Genomic DNA, 25,511 nt, shown 5'->3' on the forward strand with positions numbered 1-25,511 from the left:
GTCCAACAAAGTGGATATTTTTGGTTGACCGAATCTTACCATAATGTCTACCGTGGTGTCATGGGAAAGTTCTGCTGATCGCTGATTGGCGGGCAAAGTGGGTTAGGCACAGCAGCTTTTGGGCCAGCTGTGGGAGGAATGTCATGAAAATCACCGCCATTCGCACTTATCGTGCGGAGGAATTTGCCAATGTGCTTTGGGTCCATGTGGAAACAGATGCCGGGATTACTGGGCTTGGTGAAACCTTTTATGGGGCAGAGGCTTGTGAAGCCCATATCCACAACACGCTTGCGGTGCGTCTGTTGGGTCAAAACCCGCTGAATATTGAGCTTTTGCACCGTGAGATGGTCAGCTTGCCAAATGCGCAAGCGTCAACCGGGGTGGAATATCGCGCAGCATCGGCCATTGATATCGCCCTGTGGGATTTGTTCGGTAAGGTCACTGGCCAGCCCGTCCATACACTGTTGGGGGGGCAGTGCTGGGATAAAGTGCGGGTTTATAATACCTGCGCAGGCACGCGCTATGTGCGTACGAATAAGATCAAGCCAGTCGACACGTGGAATTTGGGCGATGCGCAAACCTCGCCCTATGAAGACCTTGATGCTTTTATGAACCGCGCCGATGAGCTGGCCGAAAACCTGCTGGAAAACGGCATTTCGGCCATGAAAATCTGGCCATTTGATCCGGCGGGCATTGAAAACCGCGGGATGTTTATCAGCGCCGAGCAGATGAAGACAGCGTTGAAACCATTTGAGCTGATCCGTAAGGCGGTTGGCGACAAGATGGAAATCATGCTGGAGATGCATTCGCTGTGGAACCTGCCCACGGCGATGGAAATCGCCCGCGCTGTCGAACCCTATGCGCCGCGTTGGTATGAAGATCCGATCCGCATGAACAATGCGCAGGCTCTGGCGGAATTTGCGCGCAATACAAATGTTTGGACCTGCGCGTCCGAGACATTGGGATCGCGCTTTGCCTATAAAGACTATCTGGACCGGGATGCGGCGCATGTGGTCATGGCCGATCTGTGCTGGACTGGCGGGCTGACCGAGGGCCGTAAAATTGCGGCTCTGGCGGATCTGCATCACCGGCCTTTTGCGCCCCATGATTGCATTGGCCCGGTTGGGTTTGCCGCAGCGATCCACATGTCCTTTAGCCAGCCTAATACTTTGATTCAGGAATCCGTTCGCGCGTTTTACAACGGCTGGTATCGCGAATTGGTGACCGAAGTGCCGCGTATCGAAGGTGGTTATGTCTATCCAATGGAAGGGCCGGGCCTGGGCACCGAGCTGGTGCCGCAATTCTTTGAACGGTCCGATCTGTCCACCCGTCTTTCGGAGGCCAACTGATGAGCATGAAACTTTTTGATTTGACCGGCCGCACTGCGTTGATCACCGGATCGTCACGCGGACTTGGACGGGCGATGGCCGAGGGGCTTGCCGGTTGTGGCGCGCGTGTCATTTTGAACGGCACCAATGCCGCGCGGCTGGACAGCGCGGTGGCTGAGATGACAGCCGCCGGATATCAGGCCCTAAGCGCCGCATTCGATGTGACCGATGAAACCGCGATCCGTGCCGCCTTTGAACAATTCGATGCGGACGGGATCGAGGTCGACATTTTGGTCAATAACGCCGGTATTCAATTTCGTAAGCCGATGCTGGAATTGGACACGGCGGATTGGCAACGGGTGATTGATGTAAACCTGACATCAGCCTTCGTAATTGGACGAGAAGCGGCAAAACGTATGGCCACACGCGGCCGGGGGAAGGTCATCAATATCGGATCGCTGACCTCTGATTTGGCGCGGGCCACCGTGGCGCCCTATACCGTGGCCAAGGGCGGTATCAAAATGCTGACCAAGGCAATGGCGGCTGAGTGGGGCGAATTGGGGATCCAATCCAACGCTATCGGGCCGGGCTATATGCTGACTGACATGAACGAAGCGCTGGTCAATGATCCGAAGTTCGATGCCTGGGTCAAAGGCCGCACGCCCATGCGCCGCTGGGGCGCACCAGAAGAGCTGGCGGGCCTGGCGATCTTTCTTGCGGCGGATGCGTCCAACTATGTGTCGGGTCAGTTGATCTTTGCCGATGGCGGCATGGCCTCGGTGCTGTGATGGAAGCGCTGGTCATTCATGCGCCGCATGATTTGCGGCTGGATCACATTGCAGATGCGCCAGCGCCGGGTCCGGGACACGTGCGGGTGGCTGTCAGCCATGGCGGGATTTGCGGCTCGGATTTGCATTATTTCCAGCATGGTGGCTTCGGCACGGTGCGCCTGCGCGAACCAATGGCACTGGGTCATGAGGTCTCTGCCATCGTTACGGACATTGGCGCGGAAGTGGATGGGCTGTTGCCGGGCGACCGTGTGGCGGTGAACCCGTCGCAGCCTTGTGGCACATGCCGCTACTGTCTGGCGGGGCAGGCCAATCAATGCTTGGATATGCGGTTCAATGGGTCTGCGATGCGGTTCCCGCATGAACAGGGTCTGTTCCGCGCCGCGCTCACGCTGCCTGCTGCGCGGGTGGTGCGGCTGTCGCCCGATGCCGATTTGGCCTTGGCCGCTATGGCAGAGCCTTTGGCGGTGTGTTTGCATGCCGTGCGCGGGGCAGGGGCGCTGACCGGCGCACGGGTTTTGGTGTCTGGCTGTGGCCCGATTGGGTGCCTGACCGTGGCCGCCGCCCGTCACGCAGGCGCTGCGCAGATCATCGCCACTGATATTTCGGCCAGTGCTTTGAAAATGGCCGCGCAGATGGGGGCCGATCAGCTGATTGATCTGTCACAAGATCCGCAAGGCCTGCAGCCGCTGACCGACAACAAAGGGCAAATTGATGTGGCCTTTGAATGTTCCGGCGCACCGCAGGCCTTTGCAGGCGTCGCACAGGTTGTGCGGGCGGGCGGGCAATTGATCACCGTTGGGTTGGGCCCGGATGTGGCCCTGCCGCTGACACAGATCGTAACCCGTGAACTGCGTATTCAGGGCAGCTTCCGTTTCGATGCGGAATTCGCCACCGCAGCCCGGTTGATTGATCAGGGCCGGATTAATCCACGCCCATTGCTGACCCGCGTTTTGCCAGCGTCCCAAGCCACCGAAGCCTTTGAACTGGCCGCCGACAAGACACGCGCAATGAAGGTGCAAATCGCCTTTGACGCGCTTTGATTTTCGACATCATCTAACGGGAGGAAAAGATGAAACGAACCACATTGATGACAGGGGCCGCCCTGGCCGCGCTTTGCCTGACAACCGCCGCGCAGGCGCAGGAATATTCGCTGCGCTTTCAGTCCTCGGACCCGGCGGGCAACCCGAATTTCATCTTTCAACAAGGCTGGGCCGAAAGCGTTTCTGAGATGACCGATGGTCGTGTGGCGATTGAACTTTTGCCAGTTGGCTCGATCGTGGATTACAAAGAAACGCCTGATGCGATTGCTGCAGGTCTGTTGGACGGGCATATCACCGATACATCCTATTTTGCGGGTCGTGACCCGGCCTTTGGACTGATCGCCAATCCCGTTGGTGCCTGGAGCGATCCAGAGCAGATGATTGATTTCGTCGAAAATGGTGGTGGTGCCGAGCTGATGAATGAGCTGATCAACCCCTACGGGTTGGAGTTTATCGGCGTGTCCACACCGGGGCTGGAAGCCTTTGTGTCCAAAGTTCCGCTGGAAGGCGTCGATGACCTGCAAGGGGTCAAGATCCGTTCCCCCGAGGGGTTGATTGCGAATGTCTTTGCGGCGGCTGGCGCCAACCCGGTCAATCTGCCCGCGTCAGAGGTTTATACTTCATTGGATAAAGGTGTGATTGATGCCGCCGATTATTCGGTGTTTTCGGTCAATCAAGAAACCGGAATGAATGAGATCGCGATGCACCCGGTCTATCCGGGGTTCCACTCGCTGCCGCTTGTCGAAGTGTCGATGAATAAGCAAAAATGGGATGGGCTGCCCGAAGATATCCAGACGCAGATCAAAGCGGCCGTGAAGCAATTCCAGCAAACGCAGGTCAACACGCTGAAAGAGCGCGATCTGGCGGCGGTAGAGGCGGCGAAGTCCGAAGGCATCACTGTGCATGATTGGTCGGCCGAAGATCGTGCCAAATTCCGCACAATTGCACAGGCCGAATGGGCCAAGGTCGCCGAAGGGTCGCCGATGGCACAAAAGGTATTTGACGCATTGAACGTCTATCTGACGGACAATGGGCTGATGGGCCAATAACCCGACGGCGTGTTTACCCAATGGTCCCGGCGCAGATATGCGCCGGGGCTCTCTGTGTTTTGTCCTTGGGGGAGGAAGCCCATGACCACTCCACAATCACCGCATGAGGCACCCGTGCATGAGGCCGGTGTTGACACTGTTGCGCCGCGCTATCATGAGGTTTTGCCCGAAGCCGGTTGGCTGGGCCGCCGGATTGAAAACGGTGCCATGCTGTTTGCCTTTGGCATTGTTGCCGCTGCCATCATGCTGTTGATGGAGGTGTTTTTGCGCTATGTGCTGAACGCCCCAACCATCTGGGCGCATGAAACCAGCACCTTTTTATGTGCATTGGCCTTCTTATATGGCGGGCTGTTTTGCGTCGCCCGCGATAAGCATATTCGCGTTGTGATGCTGTATGAAGCGCTTCCGGACAAGGGCCGCAGGATCATGGATATGGTGATCTCGGTCGCTTCCACATTGGCCTGCGCGATCTTTGCCTATGCGGCATGGATGGTGGTCACGCGCGCAGTCTGGTCGCCAATGGGCGCGATCCGGCTGGAACGTTCGGGAAGCGCGTGGAATCCGCCGCTGCCTGCGTTTTTGAAAGTGTTTCTATTCGTAATGCTTTTGGTGATGTGTGCCCAATTTGCGTGGATTCTGATCGGTCAAATCCAGCGTTTTCGTAGAAAGGACAGCTGATGCAGGCGCTTTTTGATATTACGGCGCTTGGCATTGGCCCAGCGACCGCGATTATGTTCGGCCTTATGGTGGTTTTGCTGTTGTCGGGGATGCCATTGGCATTCGTGACATTGTTGGTCGCGTTGGTCTTTGCGCTGGGGTTTTATGGCCCGATGTCGGTGACAATCATCACCAGCCGCATTTATACATTTGTGAACAGCTTCATCTTTGTCTCTGTGCCGATGTTCGTGCTGATGGCCGCGATGCTGGACCGATCGGGCGTCGCGCGCGATTTGTTTGACGCGCTGAAGCTGATTGGTGGCCGCATTCGTGGCGGCGTTGCTGTCCAGACGATCTTTGTCTCGGTGATCTTGGCAGCGATGTCGGGGATCATCGGTGGTGAAATTGTGCTGTTGGGTCTGATCGCCTTGCCGCAGATGTTGCGTCAGGGATATGACAGATCATTGGCGATTGGCGTGGTCTGTGCAGGTGGGTCACTGGGCGCGATGATCCCACCGTCCATCGTGTTGATCATGTATGGCCTGACCGCGAATGTGTCGATCGGGGATCTGTTCACTGCGGCCTTCGTGCCCGGGCTTGTGCTTGCCAGCCTTTATGTCACCTATGTTTTGGTTTCATCTTACTTTCGGCCAGGAATGGCGCCCCCACCTGTACATGAACATATTCCCACATCTGAAAAGCTGCGCCTGTTAAAGGGGCTGTTCCTGCCGCTGCTTGTGGTGACGTTCGTGCTTGGTTCGATCTATGCCGGGATTGCATCTGTCACCGAGGCCTCTGCCGTGGGCGTGGCCGGTGTGGCGCTGTCCGCGCTGATCCGGGGGGAATTCAACTGGCAATTCCTGAAGGGCAGCGCGATGCAGACGCTGGCCACATGCGGGATGATCGTGTGGATCGGCATCGGTGCCACGGCCTTGGTGGGTGTGTACAACCTAATGGGTGGCATTCACTTCGTCGGTGGGTTGATCACCGGGATTTCGGACAAGCCGATTGTGATTGTTTTGGTGATGATGGCGATCTTGTTCGTTCTGGGCGCGTTCCTGGATTGGGTGGGGATCGCGCTGCTGACCATGCCGATTTTCGTGCCGATCATCAAACAACTGGGGCTGGACCCGGTGTGGTTTGGGGTGCTGTTTTGCATGAATATGCAAATGAGTTTCCTGTCACCGCCCTTCGGGCCTGCGGCATTCTATCTGAAATCGGTGGCACCGTCGGATATTTCGCTGGGCGATATTTTCCGGTCTTTGCTTCCGTTTATCGCTTTGCAGGCGATTGCCCTGGCGTTGATGCTGTTCTTCCCCGGAATGGCCGTCTACTGATCCCTTCGGGGCCAGCCTGATCTGGCCCCGATCTACTCCTTTGCCGATACGAAAGGCTGCCATGCCCCGCAAGACCATGACCCCCGACCAATTGCGGTCACGCCAGTGGTTTGACAATCCCGATGATCCAGAGATGACCGCACTGTATCTGGAGCGTTATTTGAACTACGGGCTGACACGTGCGGAATTGCAAGGTGGCAAGCCAATCATCGGTATCGCGCAAACAGGCAGCGATTTGTCACCGTGCAACCGCCATCATATTGAACTGGCCAGCCGCCTGCGCGATGGGATCATTGCCGCAGGGGGCGTGCCGTTTGAAATTCCGGTGCACCCTATTCAGGAAACGGGTCGCAGGCCCACGGCCAATCTGGACCGCAATCTGGCCTATATGGGCCTGGTTGAGCTGCTGCACGGCTATCCGCTGGACGGCGTGGTGCTGACCATCGGCTGTGACAAGACGACCCCTGCATTGCTGATGGCGGCTGCCGCGGTCAATCTTCCGGCCATCGCCTTTTCAGTGGGGCCGATGCTGAATGGCTGGTTCAAGGGCGAGCGTGCCGGATCGGGCAGTGTCGTCTGGCAGGCTCGCAAGATGCTGGCCGCGGGTGAGATCGACAATGATGGGTTCTTTGATCTGGTTGCGTCCTCCGCCCCATCCGTTGGGTTTTGCAATACGATGGGCACGGCCTCAACCATGAATTCCTTGGCCGAGGTTTTGGGCATGCAGTTGCCCGGCTCTGCCGCCATTCCAGCCCCCTATCGCGAACGCGGGCAGATGGCACGGGCGACCGGCGAACGGATTGTTGAAATGGTATGGGAAGACCTGCGTCCCAGTGATATTCTAACCCGTCCGGCGTTTGAAAACGCAATTGCGGCCTGTTCCGCCCTTGGCGGGTCGACCAATGCCCCGATCCATATCAATGCGATCGCCCGTCATGCAGGGGTGACGCTGAACAATGACGATTGGGACCGTTTGGGCCGCAATGTGCCGCTGATTGTCAATTTGCAACCTGCCGGTATTTATCTTGGCGAAGATTTCCACCGTGCAGGCGGGGTGCCTGCCGTGCTGGGAGAAATGCATGCTGCAGGCCATTTGCCCCACCCCCAAGCAGCCACCGTGGCAGGCACGCCCCTGCTGCAAACGGCGATACGGTCGGATGCGCCAGATGTGATCCGCTCATTTGACATGCCGGTCAATATGGCGGGCGGTTTTGTTAATCTGCGCGGCAATCTGTTTGACAGCGCAATTATGAAATTATCTGTGATTTCAGAGGCATTCAGAACGCGCTACCTATCTGATCCCGATGATCCTGATGCGTTTGAAGGCACCGCCTATGTCTTTGACGGGCCAGAGGATTATCATCACCGGATCGATGATCCCGCGTTGAACATTCCCGCCGATGCGATTTTGATCATGCGCGGGGCAGGGCCGCTGGGCTATCCCGGCGCAGCCGAGGTGGTGAACATGCGCCCGCCCAATTACCTGATCCGCCAGGGCACGCGCGAATTGCCTTGTATTGGCGATGGGCGTCAATCGGGGACATCGGGCTCTCCGTCAATCTTGAATGCGTCGCCCGAAGCGGCGGCAGGTGGCAACCTGGCGTTGGTGCAAGATGGCGATCGGATCCGGGTTGATCTGAAGGCCGGGCGTGTGGATCTGTTGCTGGCGCCGGACCAATTGGCGGAACGCCGTGCGGCATTGGAGGCCGCAGGCGGCTATGCGATCCCCGCGCCACAGACCCCATGGCAAGAGATTTTTCGCGAACGCACAGGCCAGCTGTGTGATGGGATGGTGCTACAAGGGGCCGATGGCTACAGCGACATCGCCCGGAAATCTGTGCCGCGCAACAATCACTAAGATTGGCGCGAACGTCGGGCACGGACGGTCACTGACATAGATCCGCCCGTGCCAGGCTACCGCACGGCGGGTCAGGGTTTGTAAAGGGCCATCATACGGTCGGTGCCTGATTTTGCCGGCATTGTGCCACGATCCAGCGCGAAAAATTGTTCATTGCCTTGGTGGACACACGATCAGAGCGCCAGGCAAGATAATATCGGCCGGCAAATACAGTTGTTGCAAATGGCTGAACCAGTTGCCCCTGTGAGATATGTCGGTCAAACATCACCACAGGCAATAGCGCCACACCCGCACCCGCAGCAGCCAGTTCAGCCAAAGCCAATGAGCTGTCAAAAATCGCACCTTTGATCGGCGGGCAGGGCGTTTGCGCAGCCCCGAACCATCCCGGCCATTCTGCACTGCGATAGCTGCGCAGCAGGGGCATATGTTGTAAATCCGCCGGGTCGCGCAACCGTGCGGCCATGGCAGCCGCGCATAACGGCGCAAGCGGCGCTTCCAGCAGCGGGATCATTTCATGATTGGTCCAGCCACCGATGCCGAAACGGATCGCCATATCCAATCCTTCGCGCAAAATCTCGACGCGGTTGTTATGGGTGGAAATTCGCAAGTCAATCTCGGGATGGGCGGCATGAAAAGCGTCTAATCGCGGCATCAGCCAGCCAAGGGCGAATGTAGTGTTCACCCCAATCGACAGGATCTCAATGTCGCGACGGCGGTCAAGACGGTCCAGCACCCGTGCGATTGCGTCGAACCCATGTTCCAAAACCGGAAATAACAGCCGTCCTTCGTCGGTTGGGATTACGCCCTGCGGGCTGCGCAAAAACAAGGTTACGCCCAGGCTGTCTTCAAGCCGCGCGATTTGATGGCTCACGGCGGCTTGTGTCACGCGCAGCTCAGCCGCGGCTTTGGTAAAACTGCCTTGTCGCATGATGACTTCAAAAACGCGCAGTGCGTTCAGTGGAAGGTCGGGGCGATCCATCGCATTACCTCAGCTAATGACGAATGATAATATTTGTCGTTTGCGGCCGCTGGGCAAGAGCGAATATTGAACCCGGGCAGCGCTGCTTCAGACCTCTCCATCGGCTTTCGACATCACAAAGCCCCATAAGGACTTTCACATGATACCTTCTTTTGCTGTTAGGCCGCGCGCTGTGGCAGGGCTGCTGTTTGGCCTGTTTGCCGCCACGACGGAATTGGTCGCGCAGCCCCTGACCGACACACAGATAGCCGATCTTGCGCGCGACAGCTTTGCGCCGGTGATCGCGGAATATGACATTCCGGGACTGGTGGTGGGCATCACATTGCACGGTCAATCGTATTTCTACGCAACCGGGGTGGCCGTGCGTGATGGCCGCGTCCCCGCGTCGCCTGACACGATATTTGAGCTGGGCTCGATCAGTAAGATATTCACTGCGACGCTCGCGGCATTGGTGGACAGCACAGGGGGAATTGATTTGAATGCCCCCGTGTCGACCCGTGTGCCAGCCCTGAAAGGCTCTGTTTTTGACTCGATCCGGCTTGTGGATCTGGCAACGCATGTGACCGGAGGGTTGCCGCTGCAAGTCCCTGTTGATGTGCATGATGTGCCAGAGCTTGTCGAATGGATGGCCGATTGGACACAGCCCCGACCCGGGATGCGCAGCTACTCAAATGTCAGCATTGGTTTGTTGGGCCATATTACCGCCCAGGCGATGGGCCTGCCCTATGCCCAGGCCGTGCAGGATGTACTATTCCCCGCGATGGGCCTACGCAGCACATTCGTCAACGTGCCTGTCCCTGCGATGGATCGCTATGCCTATGGGTATGATCGCAAAACAGACGCGCCGATCCGCGTGAACCCAGGTGTATTGGCGGATGAGGCCTATGGCGTGAAATCCACTGCGCGCGACATGGTGCGCCTGCTTGATCTGGAACTGGGTCAAAAACAGGCCGCGCCCGATCTGATGGCCGCGTTGGAACGCACCCGCGAAGGCCGCGCACAAACCGCCTATTACACGCAAGATATGATCTGGGAGCAATATCCGTGGCCGGTTGATCTGGCGGTGATGGAAGCGGGCAATGGGTATGACTTTATCTTATCTCCTCAGCCTGCGGCCAAGATAGCGCCCCCTTTGCCAGTGCAAGACAATGTCATCTTGAACAAGACCGGCGCGACGAATGGGTTTGGTGGGTATGTCGCACTTATCCCCGCTGAGGATCTGGGGATCGTTGTGCTGGCCAACCGCAATTATCCGAATGAAGCACGGATACGGGCAACATATAGCCTGATCCAGTCTCTACTTACGGCCCAAAAGCGTTAAAAAGTCATCCATCGGGTCGGGGGGGCGACGCGGCATCCCGGCCTGTAACATCGGCTATATTCCGGCATGTTTTTTGAATTTTGTGCACGGCCGGTGTCGGGGGGCTGCTGACCAGCCAAAAGGCGCGACTGCGCCGACACTTCAACGGGTGATTATGTGGTCACATCGTATATTCACCTTTGCATATTCCCCCGGACGCCGTTTTGCCTGTTGCGGTGCACGCTTGGCATATGGTCCGCACCGCAGCATAGTTCAGCGGATGCACGTTTCAGAAGAATTACTCGTGGTTTTCGACACAGATTGTGTGATGTGTTCGGCATGGGTATATTTTATCTTGCGCCACGAACGCGCGCCAACGGCAAAATTCATTTCAGCTTGGTCCGAGGACGGCTTGGCCCTTGCTGCGCGTCATATGCTCGCGCCTGAAGACCTAGACACAACCTATCTGGTGGTCGTGAAGGGACAGCCCTTACTCAAGTCTGACGCCACCATTGCCATATTGAATACGCTGAATGCGCCGTGGTGTTGGGCAGCTGCACTTCGGTTCATACCGAAACCGGTGCGGGACTGGTGCTACGACCGCATGGCCAATAATCGATATCGGTGGTTCGCGCGTCAAGAACAGTGCTTTTTACCGCCGCAAGGACAAGAAACCCGGTTCATTCAAGGGCGCACCCGCACAGCGGTTTCTTCAGATCATAGGTAAGGTCACTGCGCGTATCACAGTGATTGTGGGCTGTCTTACGCGGCTGATGACAGCAGGTTGCGCAGGGCTTGTGGCTACGACGACAGCGCAAAACGTCAGGCCTGAATACAGTGCTGTCTAAGGGAACCATTCTTGCGTGGGTTAAGCGAAGATTGGGCGACACCTTATTGTGCCGCCACATGTTTCGGGCGGCGAAACCGCTTGGTCGTAGCATGTTCACCGACGCGTCATCAGGTATTCAGCCAGACATATTCAGAGAAGGCATAGCCGTTCAACCCGCCTAACGGGTTGGGGGCCAAACCGCCAAGCTTGTCCGTATACGCGTCAATATTGCTCATATAGGCGGGGATAATTGTGCCTGCCTTTTTCGCGACCATCTCTTGCAGGTCCCAATAAATATCGGTGCGCTTGGTTTCATCGGTCAGGCCGCGCGCCTCTTTCAGCAGCCTGTCAAATGACGTTGAAAGATAGCGGCTCTCATTCCACGGGGCGTCGGATGTATATAGCAACGAGAACAGGATATCGGGCGTCGGGCGCGGGTTGATATGACCGAAATGTATCGGCGCCTTCAGCCAGTAATTCGACCAATATCCGTCGGCGGGCACCTGATCAATTTTGATATTCATCCCGATTTGCGCGCCCGCCTGTTGGATTACGGTTGCCATATCGACCGATGATGCCGCGGCTTCAGACGCAACAATTGGTACTTCAACACCTAAAAGCCCCGCTTTCTTAAATGCGGCCCTGGCACGTTCGGGGTCGAATTCTACAGGCGCCAGTTCGGTGTTATAATATCTGCTGGCTGCGGAAATCGGTTGGTCATTCCCTATTTCGGCAAAACCGCGCAGCACCGATTTTTGAATTGCTTCGCGATTGATAAGATATTTCATCCCCTCAATGAAACCCGCCTTTGTGCCCGGATCAAGATCCATGCGGATGTTGAGATCGGTGTAGTTCCCAGCGGTGGTGGTCAGTGTCGAGATGCCCGCCCGACCTTCTAATGAGCGCATGGCCCGCGGATTGATCTTGGCCGCAATATGGATATCGCCCGACAATAGCGCATTTAGCCGTGCTGTGGTGTCGGCAATCGCGAAAAATTCGACACTGTCGAGATAGGGCCCATCGGGTTTGAAATAATTTTCGTTCCGCTCACCGACCGATCGCACGCCGGGCTCAAACACTGTGCAGGTAAAGGGCCCGGTGCCATTGGCCGTCGTGAAATCGGTGGTGCCATCAGCGATGATCGCGAAATGATGTAACCCCAGGATCGTGGGCAAATCCGCATTTGGTTCGGACAGCACGATTTTTACCGTAAGAGGTCCGGTGGCCGTAATATCGATCATTTGTTTAGCGATGGCATTGACCTTAGAGCCCACCTCGGGGTCCAGATGGCGCTGCAGCGAATAGACGACATCGGCAGAGCCAAAGCTTTTGCCGTCATGAAAATACACGCCGGAGCGCAGCGTGATATACCATGTTTGCGCGTCATTCGTCTTGATGGTTTTTGCCAATTCCATCTGTGGTGTGCCGGTCTCATTTATGAAAGTCAGCCGGCTATAGAAGGTGCAGGCACGGACGTAATCGGTGGTATTCGAACCTTTGGCAGGATCAAGTGTATCGGCAGTTGATGCAGACCAGCCTGCTGCTTTCAAATGCCCGCCGCGCGTTGGGGTTGCGGCCACTGATCGACCGGCAGCGCCCAAAAGCGTGCCACCTGCGGCCAGCCCGACCCCGCCTGTCATAAGCATTCGCAAAAGATCGCGCCGCGATGCGCCGTGACGCAGTGCGTTTTGTAAACTGCGATCATCTTGCCCAGTCCAATCCCGTGGTAAGTCGCGTGTCATTCCTATCTCCCTGTAAGGATATATGGTGTTGGTCGAGGCGATCTGCCGCCGCCTTCAACCGGTCGGAGGCTGTCAAAACCCAAGCCGATCAAGGGTTTCATAGCCCGCTGTAATGGCCCGCACCCCGATGGCGCGCAGCGCAAAAAACGGCATTTTTGGTAAGGTGTCTCGCGCGACAAGCCCCAGATTGACGGGCGCGCCCACTAGCCCCAGCGCCACACAATGTCCGACATATCCCGACATCGCGACACCCGCGCCATTGAAGCCTGCGACAAAATGCTGGCGCTGGCTCAGCATGCCTGCCATTGGCAGAGCATCGAAGGTCAGCGCCACATGACCTGACCAACGATGACTGATTTTATGGGTCTTCAGCTGTGGGAAGATCGCGACCATGGCGCGTTCCAGTCGCGCGAATGCACCAGCCGCATCAACAGCGCCCAAAGCGCCGCGCCCCCCGAATATTAGCCGGTCCCCCTCGCGCCGGAACCAGCGCATCATCCGCCGCGTCTCGGTATAGCTACGCGCCTGTCCGCAGATCTCTTGGGCAAGTGACGCGGGAAGGGGAGCGGTCGCCACCATAGCCGAGCGGAAAGGCACGACCGCGCGGCGAAGCCCGGCGGTGGCATGGGTGATTGCGCTATAGGCATCGGTGGCATAGATCACATGATCGGCGCGGATTTCGCCATTCGGCACAGTTGCACAGATATGACCGGTCTTTTCGACCACCTGTAACACCGGGCTATCAGTATAGATCTTGACACCCAACCGTGCTGCGGCCCGCGCCAATCCATATAGATAGTCAAGCGGTCGGATTGTCCCACCTTGGGGGGTGAAAAGCGCGCCACAAAAACGGGTGCTGCCGGTTTCGGCATGGGTCTGATTGCGGTCTAGCAAGGTCAACCCCGTCACGCCAAGCTGGGATTTTTGCCAATCTGCATCGGCGGCCAGCGCATCAAATGCACGGGCATTGTGGGCGCAGCTCAGTGTGCCATTGCGTTGATACTGTGCTGCAATCCCATAGCGCGAAAGACTGTCTTCCAGGTGAGTCACCGACGCGGCAGCAATATCATGCATCACCCTGGCCGCTTCGATACCGTGGTTTTGGGTCAGCGCGCTGTAAGATATGCGAAATTTCGCATTTACGACGCCACCATTACGACCCGAACCACCGGTGCCGATCGGCCCGGCCTCTGCCACAATGACGCGGCGCCCGTTCTGCGCCAGGGTCAGCGCGGCATGCAGCCCCGCATATCCGCCTCCGACCACCAGAACCTCGGCATGATCTGCCGCGGGTGCGGATAAGAACGCAGGCGGAACGCCGGCCAAATCCTCCCAAAGTGATGGCGCTTTGTGAGGGACTGCGATGGTGCGTGGCACGCTCACTTATGAAAGGCGGCCTGGACCGCGTCGGCCAGATCTGCAAGCGAATGCAGATGCAGATCAGGCACAGTATATTCTGCCGGGTCGGGCGAGCCGCCATAGCCCTCTTGGTTATATCGGCGCTGAATCCAGCAAGTGGTGTAGCCAAGTGCCTTCGCGACACCGATATCGTGATGCTGGCTTTGCGCCACATGCAAGATCTCATCTTGATTGATCCCAAGGGCAGACGCGCGCCCACGGCTGTAATCAAACACGCGCGGGTTGGGTTTGGGCACGCCCGCATCATCACAGGTCACAGCGTCATGGAACGGCAGACCCAAGGTCCAATGATAGGCGCTGAAAGCGGTGCGGTCGGAATTGGTCATTGCACATAGGCGGTAATATTTGCGCAGACGTCCCAGCGCCTGTGGAGCATCTGCAAAGGCAGGCAGCTGCAGCAGGCGCAGTTGGAACAGATCGGCATTGTGGTTGGCTGTCTCCAGCCCAAGGACCGTTGAAATATGTCGATATACATCACCAAACGCCTCGCTTGTGCGGCCATGATAGATATCGCGCGCCTCCACATAGGGCTTGAAAATTGCGTCATCGCTTAGATCAGCCGCCGCTGGGCCACCCAGTTCACGGATGGCATCAAGGACGCCTTTTTCAAAGTCGATACAGGTGCCAACCACATCAAAGGTCAACAGTTTGAAACGGGTAAGATCCATCACAGGCCTCTATTGGGGTATGTGTTGATCTTAGGCTGATCCGTATATGACGTTATTTCAATTGAAAGAAGCTGATGCTTGCCATAACCTCAAATCATGGAAAGCCTTCGCCGAAAATTGCCATCCACCAGCAGTCTTTTTATCTTTGAGGCGGCTGCACGGCACCAAAACTTCTCTCGGGCTGCGGATGAACTGAATGTGACCCAACCCGCGATCAGCCGCGCTGTTCATGCGTTTGAGGAATATCTGGGGCAATCACTGTTTACCCGTTCGCGCAACGGAGCCAGCCTTACCCCACAGGGGGAGCGGCTGGCGCAGGTCGTCGGACGGGCATTTCGCGATATTTCGGTCGAACTCGATAGCCTGACACGCCTGCGTGATACAGATCGGGTAGTGACACTTTCGGTTTCAACCGCATTTGTGGCCCATTGGTTGATGCCGCGCATTTCAGGTTTTCGCGCCGCGTTTCCGCAGCTTGAATTGCGCTTTCAGCTTATCGCCGGGCCGGTTTCAGGACCGATTGATGGGGTCGATCTGGCGATGCGCTATTATGAACACCCGCCCGAAGATGCGCGGGTTTTGTTACGCGAAGGCTGTATTGATATTTGCGCAACCTCGATTTTGGACGCAGCGCGAATGGGGCAGGCACCGCGCGTCTATCTGGAGGGCATCGCCGATACGGCACACAGGGATGACGGTCATGCAGAAGCGGCAAGCAGCCACAGCCTTTCTTTCGCCGATTACTCTATCGTCGTGCAGGCTGCGCTATCGGGGCAGGGCGTGGCGACAGGCTGGATTAACATCGTGGCCCATTGGCTGCAAAACGGGTTGCTATTGCCCGTCTGCGCAGCCCCTGTGACACTGACCGAACGGTTTTGCTGTTTGCAAGTCACCCAGTCGGCACCACAAGCCAAGGCGGTGGCCGACTGGATCGCGGTAGAAATGCACAAGGATCTGGAAGCAATCGGGCGCAAATATCCCCACCTTTCGATTGAACATATGGGCGTTGCACCACAGGCCTAAAGGCCTGTGCCGCACAATCTAAAGCGGTTTGCACTGAAATACCGACTTGGGACGCGCGCCCAAGATTGCATCAGAGGCATCTACCAAGCGGCAGTGTCATCAAATCTGCAATGTGTTCTGCCCAGCAAAGATGCGCGGTTTGATGCGAAAACGGCCCAATCGTGCGATTCACCTAAGGGTTATCGCTTTGGGCTGCGCATTGCGGGGCGGTTCGTGCTAGGGGTGATCCATATGCAGGTTGCAGTTTGGGGGTGTCCCGGCTGGATGGTGGTTTGGGGATTATAATGAGCAATTTGAACGAAGCGGGGAAGCGGCTGCTGGCTGATATGGCGCAGCGTCACGGATTTTCAGAAGATGCCGTGCGTCATATGATGGATGCCGTGGGCCGCGGACAGACCACACAGGCGCAATTCAGCCATCCCGAATTTGGCGGTATGGGGCAGTGGTCAATGGGCGGGATGACCATGATCGGCGATATGTTCAACAACGGGCTTAAATCGCGCGTTGACAGCCTTTGCGCCGATATTTCGGGCCATATGTCCCACAGCACGTTATATGAACCGGTGGCAGCACAGCAAATGTCCGGAAACTTTTCTTATATGTCCAGCCAATCTGGCAGTGCCTGGCCGGCCGAATTGGGCGCGCCATCATCGCAAGGTGCGCAAAACGACATGCGATATGCCTATTTCCCGCAGACCCGACGCTTGGCGATTTCTGACGGTGGAGTGGTGACGATTTATGACATCGGGTCACATGAGATCTATGGGTTTGGACAGGCCCAAAGCGGGTCACAATCCCTGACATTCAACAGCCAGAATGGCGTGGTATGGGTGGCTGACCTGCCAATTGTCAGCGCCGAATCGTCGATTGGTGCGGATAAACCTGCCGTTGAGCCTGTCGCAAACACCACGATCGAGCCATCTTCACCAGCACCAGCACCAGCACCAGCACCAGCACCAGCACCAGCACCAGCACCAGAGGCACCGCTGCATATTGCACAATCCGGCTCTGCACCGTCTCCCGCCGCCGACCTAAGCGATGAACAGGTTTTCTCGCGGATCGAACGGTTGGCTGATTTTCTGGAACGCGGCATTCTGACGCCAGAAGAATTTTCGCAAAAAAAGGCAGAGCTGCTTAGCCGTTTATAAACCATGCCCGTCCTGCCAACTTGACATTTCGCCATGTGACGCCAATATATTCGTCATGTGGCGAGTATGAGGAGGGCAGATATGACAGCGTTAGAAATGTATGGCAATCCGATTGGCTTGCCGGGGTCCGAAGCCGGGCGGATTGGTTTGCTGCTGGGCCTGAAAGAAGCGTCATCAATGAATGATATCGGCTTGGCCAATCACATCGCCAAGGGGCTGCGTGTGGCCTCGGCCGAGGCGCTTGGATCTGTCTTGGGGCGCGCATCGGTTGTGGGGCCACTGATCCCGGAGGCGACCTTCCGGCGGGCTAAAACCAGCCGCAAAGCCTTGTCGCGGGAAATGAGCGAGCGGCTTTATGAGGTCAGCCGCGTGTTGGATGTCGCAGGCCGTATCTATCACGGTGACGGTGCCGCAATTTCACGGTTTTTAAATACGCCGCACAACCTGTTGGACGGGCGCACACCGATGGAGATGGCGCGCTCCAGCTCCGCCGGGGCGGAGGCGGTGATAAACCTGCTGCGCCGCGCAGACGCAGGGTTTGCCATATGACCACCCATCGGGGTTTGCCAAACCCGATGACAGCCTACAGGATTGGCGATCCAAACGGAGACTTTCCAATTTGGGATGCTGGTGGGGCACGCCTGGCGTCAGGGCGTTGGCATCAGGCGGGGGCCGAAGTCATCTATGCGTCGCAGAATTATTCAACTGCGATGCTAGAGAAACTGGTGCATTATCAAGGGGCTTTGCCCCCGAACCAGCATTTCTTGCAGATCACATTTCCCACAGGTCTGAGCTATGAGGTTGCAAATACCGATCTGATCGACAATTGGGCAGGCCCGACCAGTGACACGGCCCGGCAATTTGGCCGTACCTGGTATGAGGCCGCCCGATCCGCCATTCTACAGGTGCCATCCGTTGTGGCGCGGATGGAATATAACCTTGTGATAAACACCCGTCATCCTGATTTTGCCCGCATTCAGATCGGGCTGGAAACGCCAGTGTGGTGGGACAAGCGGCTGTTTGCCTAAGGCGTATCAGACCCAAGGCCCGCGTTTGCCGCCCTTGCGCACCTTGGGCACAGATGTGGTCGATGGGCCCATGTCGGTCTGGCGCATGCGGGGCGCATTTGGTTGCATGGTTCCTGCCAGCGCTTGCAGCGCCGCGATCCGATTTGCCGTCGCCGGGTGGGTTGAAAACAGCTTATCGCGGCTATGGGCATGCAGCGGGTTAATGATGAACATATGTGCGGTGGCGGGGTGACGCTCGGCCGCGTCATTGTCAATCTGCGCGGCGCCATGTTGAATTTTCTGCAACGCCGAGGCCAACCACATCGGATGGCCGCAAATCTGCGCGCCTGCCTTATCCGCAGCATATTCCCGCGTCCGCGAAATCGCCATTTGTACCAAAGCCGCCGCCATTGGTGCCAATATCATCATTGCCAAAGTGCCGATCAGGCCAAGCCGCTCGCGCGAGCCCCCAAAGAATAGCGCGAAATTGGCCAGCATCGAAATGGCACCCGCAAATGTAGCGGTGACGGTCATGATTGCTGTATCGTGGTTTTTGATATGTGCCAGCTCATGCGCGACAACCCCTGCCAACTCCTCGCGTGTAAGGCTGCGCATCAGCCCTGTGGTGACGGCCACGGCGGCGTTTTGTGGATTGCGCCCGGTGGCAAAGGCGTTCGGCTGTGGCGTGTCGATGATATAAACTGCCGGCATAGGCAGCTGCGCATTGCGTGCCAGCTGTGCGACCATATCCACCAGCCCGAACCGATCCCCGGCCGCCAAAGCCTGTGCATTGTGCATTTTCAGCACCATTTTGTCAGAGTTCCACCAGGTGAACAAATTCATCGCCCCAGCCATGACCAAAGCAATTACCGCGCCACCGGCACCGCCCATCAGATACCCAAGCCCCATGAACAGCGCGGTCATCGCAGCCATCAGAAACGTCGTTTTTACATATCCCATCGAAGGTCTCCGGAGTGGGGAACACTGATGCATTGGATATAGGCACGCCGTGGCACACTGCAATCCCAGCGCCTTGCTGCGTATCATCTGCGCCAAGGTTTCAGACCATAACATTGGCAAGCCGATCACAATTTCACACAAAACCTTTGATCTGTTTGATTGCGCGCTACCATGACCAACAGGCATCGCTATTTCAGATGCCTTGGCTGAAAAATTAGGGAATGACCATGCGTTCAGATTCAACCGCCGGGACATCACGCACGATTGTGATTTTCGCCGGCGCGCTCGGTGGGTTCGCCGTCGCACTTTATAATTATCTCACGCCATTAACGGGCGTGACCGGAACATTTGGCGCGGGGCTGGTGATTGCTTCGACGCTTTTGCTGGCCATCGCGGCTGTGTTGATACAGATCAGCCGACCTGGCGCATGGCGCGTTGTGTTGCGCATCTTGGTCGCATTGGGCGGAGTGCTGACCGCCCTTGCCGGATATTTCTTGCATGAATGGTGGTTGATCGTGGCAATGGCGATTGTTTTGCTTGGCCTGCTTTTCGACATTTACCAAGGCCGGAACAGCCAAACAGGAGCCTTCGCATGATCCGTTATTCTTTCCCCTTGGCTGTGGCAATTTTAGGGCTTGTGCCGCTGCATGGCCACGCGCAAGATACCGCAATGCCAGAGCCCGCAGCGCCCGCGACCGCCGTAGATACGCCGCCTGCCGCATCCGAGGCTGGTGCCGTGGCACAGACGGACACCGCATCGAATACAGGCGCACAGAGCGATCCGGCTGACCTGTTGCCCGGTGTCGCCGACCCAATCTTGAACCCAGAGGGCCGCACCCGATCTGACATCCCCCTGGTTCCCGAAACCGCCACATGGGATGGGTTCCACGGCCAGCTGAACGCACAAAAATATTCGCCGCTCACGCAGATCACAGTGGATAATGTGAAAGATCTGGAAAAGGTCTGGGATATCCACACCGGTGACGTCTCGGACGGCTCTGGCGATCTGGCGGCTACGGTTTGGTCCGCGACGCCGGTTTTTGCCAATGACACGCTGTATCTGGGCACGCCATTTTACCGCATCCTTGCATTGGACCCTGCGACAGGCGCAGAGAAATGGCATTTCAACACAGATAGTGCATTGGAGCCGTTGACACAGCCTGCTTTGAAAAACCGTGGCGTGGCCTATTGGGAAAACCCCACCCCGGTTGAAGGCGCAACGTGCCAAAAGATCGTCTATATCGGCACGATGGATGCGCAATTATTCGCGGTGGATGCGGATGATGGCCAGCCATGCACAGATTTCGGCAACAATGGCGTGTTGGACGTCAATCAATGGAATACGGTCAATGATCGCTTCCCATTTTCTGTGCTGCAACCGCCTACAGTGGCGGGCAACCATGTTGTGCTGGGATGGGCCGGTAAGGATTGGGAATATGCCGAAGCCCCTCCGGGCGCGGTATTTTCGGTCGATCCGCAGACCGGCGAATTACAATGGTCCTTTGAGACACTTCCAGAAGAAATCCGGCGGCAAACCGGAACGGCGAATGTTTGGACCGCGATGTCAGTGGATGAGGGGCTAAACCTGATCTATCTGCCGGTGGCTTCGCCTTCGCCCAATTATTGGGGTGGCAACCGGGTCGAGGAAATTCCCTACGCCACATCTACTACTGCCCTGGATCTGGACACCGGCGAAGTCGTCTGGTCGCGCCAGTGGGTGCATCATGACATCTGGGATTACGATATCAACTCTGCGCCGACATTGATGGATATCACGGTTGATGGCGAGGAAATCCCGGCCCTGATGCAGGCTACAAAAATGGGCTTTTTGTTCGTGGTGAACCGTGAAACTGGTGAAGATGTCTGGCCGATTGAGGAACGTCCCGTTCCCCAAGGCGACGGCACGATTGACGGCGAATATTATGCGCCCACACAGCCTTTCCCAACCAAACCCGCGCCACTGTTGGATCAATCGCAAAAGCCGAAAGTCTGGCCGATTGCGGATATTGTCGGGATGGGATCATGTTCCAAACTGTTTGATGACCTGTGGTACGAAGGGATGTATACCCCGCCGACAACCGAGGGCGAAGGCGTGCTGACCTATCCTGACAGCGCCGGCGGCGTCCAATGGGGTGGTGTGGCCTTTGATCCGGAAACACAAACTGCGGTCGTCAACACCTCGCATATCGTGCAATATATCAAGCTGTGGTCGCGTGAGGATTATGACGCGAACGCAGGTGGTTCGGGCAATGAGAACGGCTTTTATCCGCAAGAGGGCGCGCCCTATGGCATGAGCCTGATGAACGCGCTGAATTGGTTGGGAATGCCCTGCTGGGAGCCCCCGTTCGGCGAACTGGTGGCATTGGATATGCATACGGGCGATGTAAAATGGCGCAAGCCGCTGGGGTCGTCACAGCAATATGGGTTCTTTATGCCGGAATCGATGGGCTCGCCGACGATTGGCGGTCCTGCGGTGACAAAAGGTGGTTTGGTATTCATCGGTGCGACGATGGATGGCAAGGCGCGCGCCTATGATCTGGCTACCGGCAAAGAGCTGTGGTCCGATCAGATGGAAGCCCCGGTGGTCGCCAATCCAGCCATCTATGAGTATCAAGGCAAACAATATGTCGCTTTTGTTTCGGGTGGGAATTCGATCTTGAAGCCTGCTGTGGGCGATCAGGTTGCGGTCTACGCCTTGCCGAACTGAACTGCCAGAAAAGCGGAATGAATGGGGGCGGGCAACCGCCCCTTTTTCATGCGCTCAGGTCCAACCGGTGGTGCCGATTTTTGGCCCCAGTGGCGGGGCCGCGCTGTCATGCACCATGACTGATTTGGAAAAACCAATCGGCGTGCGCAAACCTTTGATCCCTTCGGGTGCGATTTGCAGGCCACGCGCGGCGATCTGCGGCTCGTCCAGAGCTTCAGCGACGGTGTTGATCGGGCCGCCGGGCACTTGCGCGCCCTCTAACGCGGCGATCAGATCAGCACGACTGCGCTGCGCTGTGGCCTGTGCCAGCAGTGGCGTCAAGCGGTCACGATGGGCCACACGGTCGGCATTTGTTGCGAAGTCTGGATCATCGCGCAACGCGGCCAGCCCTAGAATATCGCATAAGGCGCGGAATTGGCGATCGTTTCCGCAAGCGATGATCAGGTGCCCGTCATTTGCAGGAAATACCTGATAGGGAACAATATTGGGATGCGCATTGCCCAAACGTGTTGGGGTGACTCCGCCCAAAAGATGGTTCGTGGCCTGATTGGCCAAAACGCCGACACCGCAATCAAGCAGCGACAGGTCGACATGCTGCCCAAGGCCAGACCGCGCCCGTTCCGCCAAAGCCGCCTGAATACCAATCACACCATACAGACCGGTGAAAATATCGATCCACGCGACGCCAACTTTTTGCGGCTCGCCGCCGGGATCGCCTGTCAGATCCATTACACCACACATGCCTTGGATCAAAAAATCATAGCCCGGCTGCGCAGCACGCGGGCCATCCTGTCCGAAACCGGTGATCGAGGCATAGATCAGCCCCGGGTTTCGGGGCTGAAGGCTGGCATAATCCAGCCCGAATTTGCGCAGTCCACCCAGCTTAAAATTCTCAATCACAATATCGGCGCTGTCGATAAGCTGCTTGAGCTGCTCCAGATCAGTGGGGTCAGCGAAATCACATCGAACCGAGCGTTTGCCGCGGTTGGTCGCATGAAAATAGGCCGCGACGGTTTCTTCACCGCCCTTCCCATCGGGGCGGGTGATGAATGGCGGGCCCCAGCGGCGCGTGTCATCGCCTTCGGGGGCCTCAACTTTAATCACCTGCGCACCCAGATCAGCAAGGGTCTGGCCGATCCAGGGACCGGCCAAAATCCGCGCCAATTCAACGACTTTCAGGCCTTCCAATGGCGCGCCCATCGGTCAGGAAAACGCCTGAATATCGGTGATCGCGCGCCCCAGGATCAACGCGTGAACGTCATGCGTGCCCTCATATGTGTTGACGGTTTCAAGGTTCTGCGCGTGCCGCATCACGTGGTACCCGATCTGAATGCCGTTGCCGCCATGCATATCCCGGGCGATGCGAGCAATTTCCAAGGCTTTGCCGCAATTGTTGCGTTTGATCAGTGAGATCATCTCCGGTGCGAAACGGTCTTGATCAAACAGATGCCCCACCCGCAAACAGGCCTGTAGGCCCAGCGAGATTTCGGTTTGCATGTCGGCAAGCTTCTTTTGGTACAGCTGCGTCGCGGCCAGCGGGCGGTTGAATTGCTTCCGGTCCAGACCATATTGCCGCGCCCGGACAAAGCAATCCTCGGCGGCGCCCATCACCCCCCATGCAATGCCATAGCGTGCACGGTTCAAACAACCGAATGGACCGCCCATGCCCGATACATTCGGCAGCAAGGCCTCTTCACCCACTTCAACATTTTGCATCACGATTTCGCCGGTGATCGACGCACGCAAGCTGAGCTTGCCGCCAATTTTCGGTGCGGACAGCCCTTTCATTCCCTTGTCCAAGATGAAACCGCGTACCTTGCCACCATGGGCTTCGGATTTCGCCCAGACAACGAATACATCCGCAATCGGTGCATTCGAGATCCACATTTTCGACCCGTTCAGAACATAGCCACCTTCAGTTTTCACCGCACGGGTGGTCATGCCTGCAGGATCCGATCCCGCGTCAGGTTCGGTCAGGCCGAAACACCCGATCCATTCCCCCGATGCCAGCTTCGGGAGATATTTTTTACGCTGAATATCAGATCCATAGGCATGAATCGGATACATGACCAAAGAGGACTGCACCGACATCATTGACCGATAGCCACTGTCGATCCGCTCCACTTCACGCGCAACCAGACCATAGCTGACATAATTCGCGCCAGTGCCCCCGAATTCCTCCGGGATGGTCACGCCCAGAAGCCCGGCCCCGCCCATTTCCCGAAAAATCTCCGGGTCGGTCTCTTCGTTTAAATAGGCGTCTTCAACGCGCGGCAGCAGCCGATCTTCGCAAAAGGCGCGCGCAGCGTCAGAGATCATCTGCTCATCTTGTGTCAGCTGATCCGTCAGTAAAAACGGGTCCGCCCAATTAAATGCGATACCTTTATGCGACGCCATGCTTCCCCCTGAAATGTGACTGCCTGATTAGATCATGTATTTTATGATGGAATATCATGCGAAATCAGACAATAAAAACAGAGTTTGTCGATCAAAACATTCACAAAAGGCATGATATGCGGCAGCGACGCTTTCTTCCATCAATCCGGGTTCTGCTGGCGTTTGACGCGGTGGTGCGGCATCGCTCTGTCACGGCAGCGGCGCAAGAACTGAGCTTGACGCAATCCACGGTCAGTCGGCTGGTGCAGACATTGGAAGAACAGCTGGGCCGAGAACTGTTCTCGCGCCAGCGTAAGCGCCTGATCCCAAATGCCGCAGCGCTGACTTATCAGAAAGAGATTGGCCGGGCGCTGGATCTTATTCAACACGCCAGCACATCGGTTGTGGTGAACCCGCAAGGTGGATCGTTGTCACTGGCCGTGCTGCCCACATTTGCAACCCGTTGGTTGGGCCCCAGGCTGGGTCGGTTTCTACAAAGCCATCCGGGCGTTGCGCTGAACATGTCCACCCGGATACAACGCGTTGATTTTTCTACCGAACCCTTTGATGCGGCAATCTATTTCGGCACCCAAGATTGGAGCGGCCTTGACCATCTTAAACTGTTTGATGAACGTGTAACGGCTTGTGCATCTCCTGCGTTTCTGGCGCAAAATCCGGTGAGGCAGCCAGATGATTTGCAGGGGCTGCCATTGCTGCACCTGCAATCGCGACCCACTGTTTGGTCGGATTGGTTTCATGCACAAGGCGCAGATGTGCCCAAGGGGGGCGGCATGTTAATGGACCAATTTTCAATGGTTATTCAGGCGGCGATTTCCGGCCTTGGGATCGCATTGTTGCCCGATTACCTTGCGCAGGTTGAGATTACAGAGGGGCGTTTAGCGCCGGTTTTGCATCAAGGCGTAGCCGTGCGCGGGGCCTATTGGTTGGTCTGGCCGCCAGAGAAATCGAATGACGCCGCCTTACTTGCGTTGCGGCATTGGTTGGACCTGAACAGATAAAAAGGTGCCCCCGCAGGAGGAGGGTTCTGCGGGGGCGGATCGACATATACACTGCCGAGGAGGATCTGATCCGTTTTGAACATAAAAATACTTGTTAAGGCTACGGTTTAATACACAGCACCAACGCCAATTTTTACAACACTCTTGCAAGCACTCTTAACAGATACGGGTGACGCAAACAGAACTGGTGAAACAGGGCACTCGTTACGAAAACTCGTTAAAATAACGAACCAGATAGACGACAGACCGATACAAAAGGTCGCCGTATGGGGAG

At 56.8% G+C, this 25,511-nt stretch carries 23 protein-coding genes; 16 read left to right on the forward strand and 7 right to left on the reverse strand.

Going from position 1 to position 25,511, the window contains the following annotated elements:
• Nucleotides 1-143 precede the first annotated feature (143 nt).
• The 7 genes from BFP70_RS19205 (at nucleotide 144) to BFP70_RS19235 (ending at nucleotide 8,060) form a co-directional block, all read left to right on the forward strand.
• The gene (locus BFP70_RS19205; RefSeq protein WP_066013605.1) at nucleotides 144-1,349 is read left to right on the forward strand and encodes a mandelate racemase/muconate lactonizing enzyme family protein; all 1,206 of its coding nucleotides are present in this window, start codon (nucleotides 144-146) and stop codon (nucleotides 1,347-1,349) included.
• Entirely contained in the window at nucleotides 1,349-2,116 is a 768-nt protein-coding gene (locus BFP70_RS19210) for an SDR family oxidoreductase (protein WP_066013606.1), read from the forward strand. Before BFP70_RS19205 ends, BFP70_RS19210 begins: the two co-directional genes overlap by 1 nt.
• Nucleotides 2,116-3,159, forward strand: a complete 1,044-nt coding sequence (locus BFP70_RS19215) for an L-idonate 5-dehydrogenase (protein WP_066013608.1) — start codon at nucleotides 2,116-2,118, stop codon at nucleotides 3,157-3,159. Before BFP70_RS19210 ends, BFP70_RS19215 begins: the two co-directional genes overlap by 1 nt.
• A 29-nt stretch (nucleotides 3,160-3,188) precedes the next feature.
• Entirely contained in the window at nucleotides 3,189-4,208 is a 1,020-nt protein-coding gene (locus BFP70_RS19220) for a TRAP transporter substrate-binding protein (RefSeq protein WP_066013610.1), read from the forward strand.
• An 81-nt stretch (nucleotides 4,209-4,289) separates the two neighbouring features.
• Entirely contained in the window at nucleotides 4,290-4,886 is a 597-nt protein-coding gene (locus BFP70_RS19225; RefSeq protein WP_066013613.1) for a TRAP transporter small permease subunit, read from the forward strand.
• Complete coding sequence (locus BFP70_RS19230; RefSeq protein ID WP_066013616.1) at nucleotides 4,886-6,202, forward strand: TRAP transporter large permease subunit; 1,317 nt, start codon at nucleotides 4,886-4,888, stop codon at nucleotides 6,200-6,202. The genes BFP70_RS19225 and BFP70_RS19230 overlap by 1 nt, the downstream gene beginning before the upstream one ends.
• A gap of 61 nt (nucleotides 6,203-6,263) precedes the next feature.
• Nucleotides 6,264-8,060 carry an IlvD/Edd family dehydratase gene (locus tag BFP70_RS19235; RefSeq protein ID WP_066013617.1) on the forward strand — a complete coding sequence of 599 codons (1,797 nt, stop codon included), beginning with the start codon at nucleotides 6,264-6,266 and terminating at the stop codon, nucleotides 8,058-8,060.
• A gap of 91 nt (nucleotides 8,061-8,151) precedes the next feature.
• On the opposite strand, the gene BFP70_RS19240 is transcribed toward BFP70_RS19235, so the two are convergent.
• Complete coding sequence (locus tag BFP70_RS19240; RefSeq protein WP_066013618.1) at nucleotides 8,152-9,039, reverse strand: LysR family transcriptional regulator; 888 nt, start codon at nucleotides 9,037-9,039, stop codon at nucleotides 8,152-8,154.
• A gap of 139 nt (nucleotides 9,040-9,178) precedes the next feature.
• Here BFP70_RS19240 and ampC point away from each other — a divergent pair, with 139 nt between their 5' ends.
• Together ampC and BFP70_RS21630 are read left to right on the forward strand one after the other, a co-directional pair.
• Nucleotides 9,179-10,360, forward strand: coding sequence for a class C beta-lactamase (ampC, locus tag BFP70_RS19245; RefSeq protein ID WP_083217622.1), 1,182 nt, complete (start codon nucleotides 9,179-9,181; stop codon nucleotides 10,358-10,360).
• 259 nt (nucleotides 10,361-10,619) lie between these two features.
• Nucleotides 10,620-11,066 carry a thiol-disulfide oxidoreductase DCC family protein gene (locus tag BFP70_RS21630; RefSeq protein WP_066013726.1) on the forward strand — a complete coding sequence of 149 codons (447 nt, stop codon included), beginning with the start codon at nucleotides 10,620-10,622 and terminating at the stop codon, nucleotides 11,064-11,066.
• 230 nt (nucleotides 11,067-11,296) lie between these two features.
• Here BFP70_RS21630 and BFP70_RS19255 read toward each other — a convergent pair whose 3' ends face one another.
• The 3 genes from BFP70_RS19255 to BFP70_RS19265 form a co-directional block, all read right to left on the reverse strand.
• Complete coding sequence (locus BFP70_RS19255) at nucleotides 11,297-12,910, reverse strand: ABC transporter substrate-binding protein (RefSeq protein WP_066013619.1); 1,614 nt, start codon at nucleotides 12,908-12,910, stop codon at nucleotides 11,297-11,299.
• A gap of 72 nt (nucleotides 12,911-12,982) precedes the next feature.
• The gene (locus tag BFP70_RS19260) at nucleotides 12,983-14,293 is read right to left on the reverse strand and encodes an FAD-binding oxidoreductase (RefSeq protein WP_141693279.1); all 1,311 of its coding nucleotides are present in this window, start codon (nucleotides 14,291-14,293) and stop codon (nucleotides 12,983-12,985) included.
• Nucleotides 14,290-14,997, reverse strand: coding sequence for an HAD-IA family hydrolase (locus BFP70_RS19265; protein ID WP_066013621.1), 708 nt, complete (start codon nucleotides 14,995-14,997; stop codon nucleotides 14,290-14,292). Before BFP70_RS19265 ends, BFP70_RS19260 begins: the two co-directional genes overlap by 4 nt.
• Nucleotides 14,998-15,093: 96 nt before the next feature.
• On the opposite strand from BFP70_RS19265, the gene BFP70_RS19270 reads away from it, so the two are divergent.
• From BFP70_RS19270 to BFP70_RS19290, 4 genes are all read left to right on the forward strand, one after another.
• A complete protein-coding gene (locus BFP70_RS19270; protein ID WP_066013623.1) occupies nucleotides 15,094-16,020 on the forward strand; it encodes a LysR family transcriptional regulator in 927 nt (308 codons plus the stop codon).
• Between the two features lie 284 nt (nucleotides 16,021-16,304).
• Complete coding sequence (locus BFP70_RS19280) at nucleotides 16,305-17,168, forward strand: SHOCT domain-containing protein (protein ID WP_066013627.1); 864 nt, start codon at nucleotides 16,305-16,307, stop codon at nucleotides 17,166-17,168.
• Between the two features lie 81 nt (nucleotides 17,169-17,249).
• On the forward strand, nucleotides 17,250-17,717 hold the full coding sequence (locus BFP70_RS19285) for an antitoxin Xre/MbcA/ParS toxin-binding domain-containing protein (RefSeq protein WP_176715608.1): 468 nt from the start codon (nucleotides 17,250-17,252) through the stop codon (nucleotides 17,715-17,717).
• Complete coding sequence (locus tag BFP70_RS19290; protein ID WP_083217625.1) at nucleotides 17,714-18,196, forward strand: RES family NAD+ phosphorylase; 483 nt, start codon at nucleotides 17,714-17,716, stop codon at nucleotides 18,194-18,196. Before BFP70_RS19285 ends, BFP70_RS19290 begins: the two co-directional genes overlap by 4 nt.
• A 6-nt stretch (nucleotides 18,197-18,202) precedes the next feature.
• Here the strand turns inward: BFP70_RS19290 and htpX are convergent, their stop codons facing one another.
• Nucleotides 18,203-19,135: a zinc metalloprotease HtpX gene (gene htpX / locus BFP70_RS19295; RefSeq protein ID WP_066013628.1), complete on the reverse strand. Its 933-nt coding sequence runs from the start codon at nucleotides 19,133-19,135 to the stop codon at nucleotides 18,203-18,205.
• A 221-nt stretch (nucleotides 19,136-19,356) separates the two neighbouring features.
• Between htpX and BFP70_RS19300 the strand changes: the two genes are divergently transcribed.
• Together BFP70_RS19300 and BFP70_RS19305 are read left to right on the forward strand one after the other, a co-directional pair.
• A complete protein-coding gene (locus BFP70_RS19300) occupies nucleotides 19,357-19,731 on the forward strand; it encodes a hypothetical protein (protein ID WP_066013629.1) in 375 nt (124 codons plus the stop codon).
• Complete coding sequence (locus BFP70_RS19305) at nucleotides 19,728-21,842, forward strand: pyrroloquinoline quinone-dependent dehydrogenase (protein ID WP_066013630.1); 2,115 nt, start codon at nucleotides 19,728-19,730, stop codon at nucleotides 21,840-21,842. Before BFP70_RS19300 ends, BFP70_RS19305 begins: the two co-directional genes overlap by 4 nt.
• Nucleotides 21,843-21,896: 54 nt before the next feature.
• On the opposite strand, the gene BFP70_RS19310 is transcribed toward BFP70_RS19305, so the two are convergent.
• Together BFP70_RS19310 and BFP70_RS19315 are read right to left on the reverse strand one after the other, a co-directional pair.
• Complete coding sequence (locus BFP70_RS19310; RefSeq protein WP_066013631.1) at nucleotides 21,897-23,042, reverse strand: CaiB/BaiF CoA-transferase family protein; 1,146 nt, start codon at nucleotides 23,040-23,042, stop codon at nucleotides 21,897-21,899.
• Between the two features lie 3 nt (nucleotides 23,043-23,045).
• Nucleotides 23,046-24,239, reverse strand: a complete 1,194-nt coding sequence (locus BFP70_RS19315) for an acyl-CoA dehydrogenase (protein ID WP_066013632.1) — start codon at nucleotides 24,237-24,239, stop codon at nucleotides 23,046-23,048.
• A 116-nt stretch (nucleotides 24,240-24,355) separates the two neighbouring features.
• Between BFP70_RS19315 and BFP70_RS19320 the strand changes: the two genes are divergently transcribed.
• Complete coding sequence (locus BFP70_RS19320; protein ID WP_066013733.1) at nucleotides 24,356-25,237, forward strand: LysR family transcriptional regulator; 882 nt, start codon at nucleotides 24,356-24,358, stop codon at nucleotides 25,235-25,237.
• Nucleotides 25,238-25,511: the final 274 nt, after the last annotated feature.

The organism is Thioclava sp. SK-1, from assembly GCF_001705665.1.
In the GTDB taxonomy this organism is placed as follows: Bacteria; Pseudomonadota; Alphaproteobacteria; order Rhodobacterales; family Rhodobacteraceae; genus Thioclava.

Excerpts from the sequence above, each read along its gene's own strand:
- BFP70_RS19315 (WP_066013632.1), bottom strand. The coding sequence starts at position 24,239 with ATGGCGTCGCATAAAGGTATCGCATTTAATTGGGCGGACCCGTTTTTA.
- BFP70_RS19305 (WP_066013630.1), top strand. The coding sequence starts at position 19,728 with ATGATCCGTTATTCTTTCCCCTTGGCTGTGGCAATTTTAGGGCTTGTG.
- ampC (WP_083217622.1), top strand. The coding sequence starts at position 9,179 with ATGATACCTTCTTTTGCTGTTAGGCCGCGCGCTGTGGCAGGGCTGCTG.
- BFP70_RS19215 (WP_066013608.1), top strand. The coding sequence starts at position 2,116 with ATGGAAGCGCTGGTCATTCATGCGCCGCATGATTTGCGGCTGGATCAC.
- BFP70_RS19285 (WP_176715608.1), top strand. The coding sequence starts at position 17,250 with ATGACAGCGTTAGAAATGTATGGCAATCCGATTGGCTTGCCGGGGTCC.
- BFP70_RS19280 (WP_066013627.1), top strand. The coding sequence starts at position 16,305 with ATGAGCAATTTGAACGAAGCGGGGAAGCGGCTGCTGGCTGATATGGCG.
- BFP70_RS19235 (WP_066013617.1), top strand. The coding sequence starts at position 6,264 with ATGCCCCGCAAGACCATGACCCCCGACCAATTGCGGTCACGCCAGTGG.
- BFP70_RS19205 (WP_066013605.1), top strand. The coding sequence starts at position 144 with ATGAAAATCACCGCCATTCGCACTTATCGTGCGGAGGAATTTGCCAAT.
- htpX (WP_066013628.1), bottom strand. The coding sequence starts at position 19,135 with ATGGGATATGTAAAAACGACGTTTCTGATGGCTGCGATGACCGCGCTG.
- BFP70_RS21630 (WP_066013726.1), top strand. The coding sequence starts at position 10,620 with ATGCACGTTTCAGAAGAATTACTCGTGGTTTTCGACACAGATTGTGTG.
- BFP70_RS19220 (WP_066013610.1), top strand. The coding sequence starts at position 3,189 with ATGAAACGAACCACATTGATGACAGGGGCCGCCCTGGCCGCGCTTTGC.
- BFP70_RS19300 (WP_066013629.1), top strand. The coding sequence starts at position 19,357 with ATGACCATGCGTTCAGATTCAACCGCCGGGACATCACGCACGATTGTG.
- BFP70_RS19230 (WP_066013616.1), top strand. The coding sequence starts at position 4,886 with ATGCAGGCGCTTTTTGATATTACGGCGCTTGGCATTGGCCCAGCGACC.
- BFP70_RS19240 (WP_066013618.1), bottom strand. The coding sequence starts at position 9,039 with ATGGATCGCCCCGACCTTCCACTGAACGCACTGCGCGTTTTTGAAGTC.
- BFP70_RS19255 (WP_066013619.1), bottom strand. The coding sequence starts at position 12,910 with ATGACACGCGACTTACCACGGGATTGGACTGGGCAAGATGATCGCAGT.
- BFP70_RS19265 (WP_066013621.1), bottom strand. The coding sequence starts at position 14,997 with ATGGATCTTACCCGTTTCAAACTGTTGACCTTTGATGTGGTTGGCACC.
- BFP70_RS19320 (WP_066013733.1), top strand. The coding sequence starts at position 24,356 with ATGCGGCAGCGACGCTTTCTTCCATCAATCCGGGTTCTGCTGGCGTTT.
- BFP70_RS19210 (WP_066013606.1), top strand. The coding sequence starts at position 1,349 with ATGAGCATGAAACTTTTTGATTTGACCGGCCGCACTGCGTTGATCACC.
- BFP70_RS19270 (WP_066013623.1), top strand. The coding sequence starts at position 15,094 with ATGGAAAGCCTTCGCCGAAAATTGCCATCCACCAGCAGTCTTTTTATC.
- BFP70_RS19225 (WP_066013613.1), top strand. The coding sequence starts at position 4,290 with ATGACCACTCCACAATCACCGCATGAGGCACCCGTGCATGAGGCCGGT.
- BFP70_RS19290 (WP_083217625.1), top strand. The coding sequence starts at position 17,714 with ATGACCACCCATCGGGGTTTGCCAAACCCGATGACAGCCTACAGGATT.
- BFP70_RS19310 (WP_066013631.1), bottom strand. The coding sequence starts at position 23,042 with ATGGGCGCGCCATTGGAAGGCCTGAAAGTCGTTGAATTGGCGCGGATT.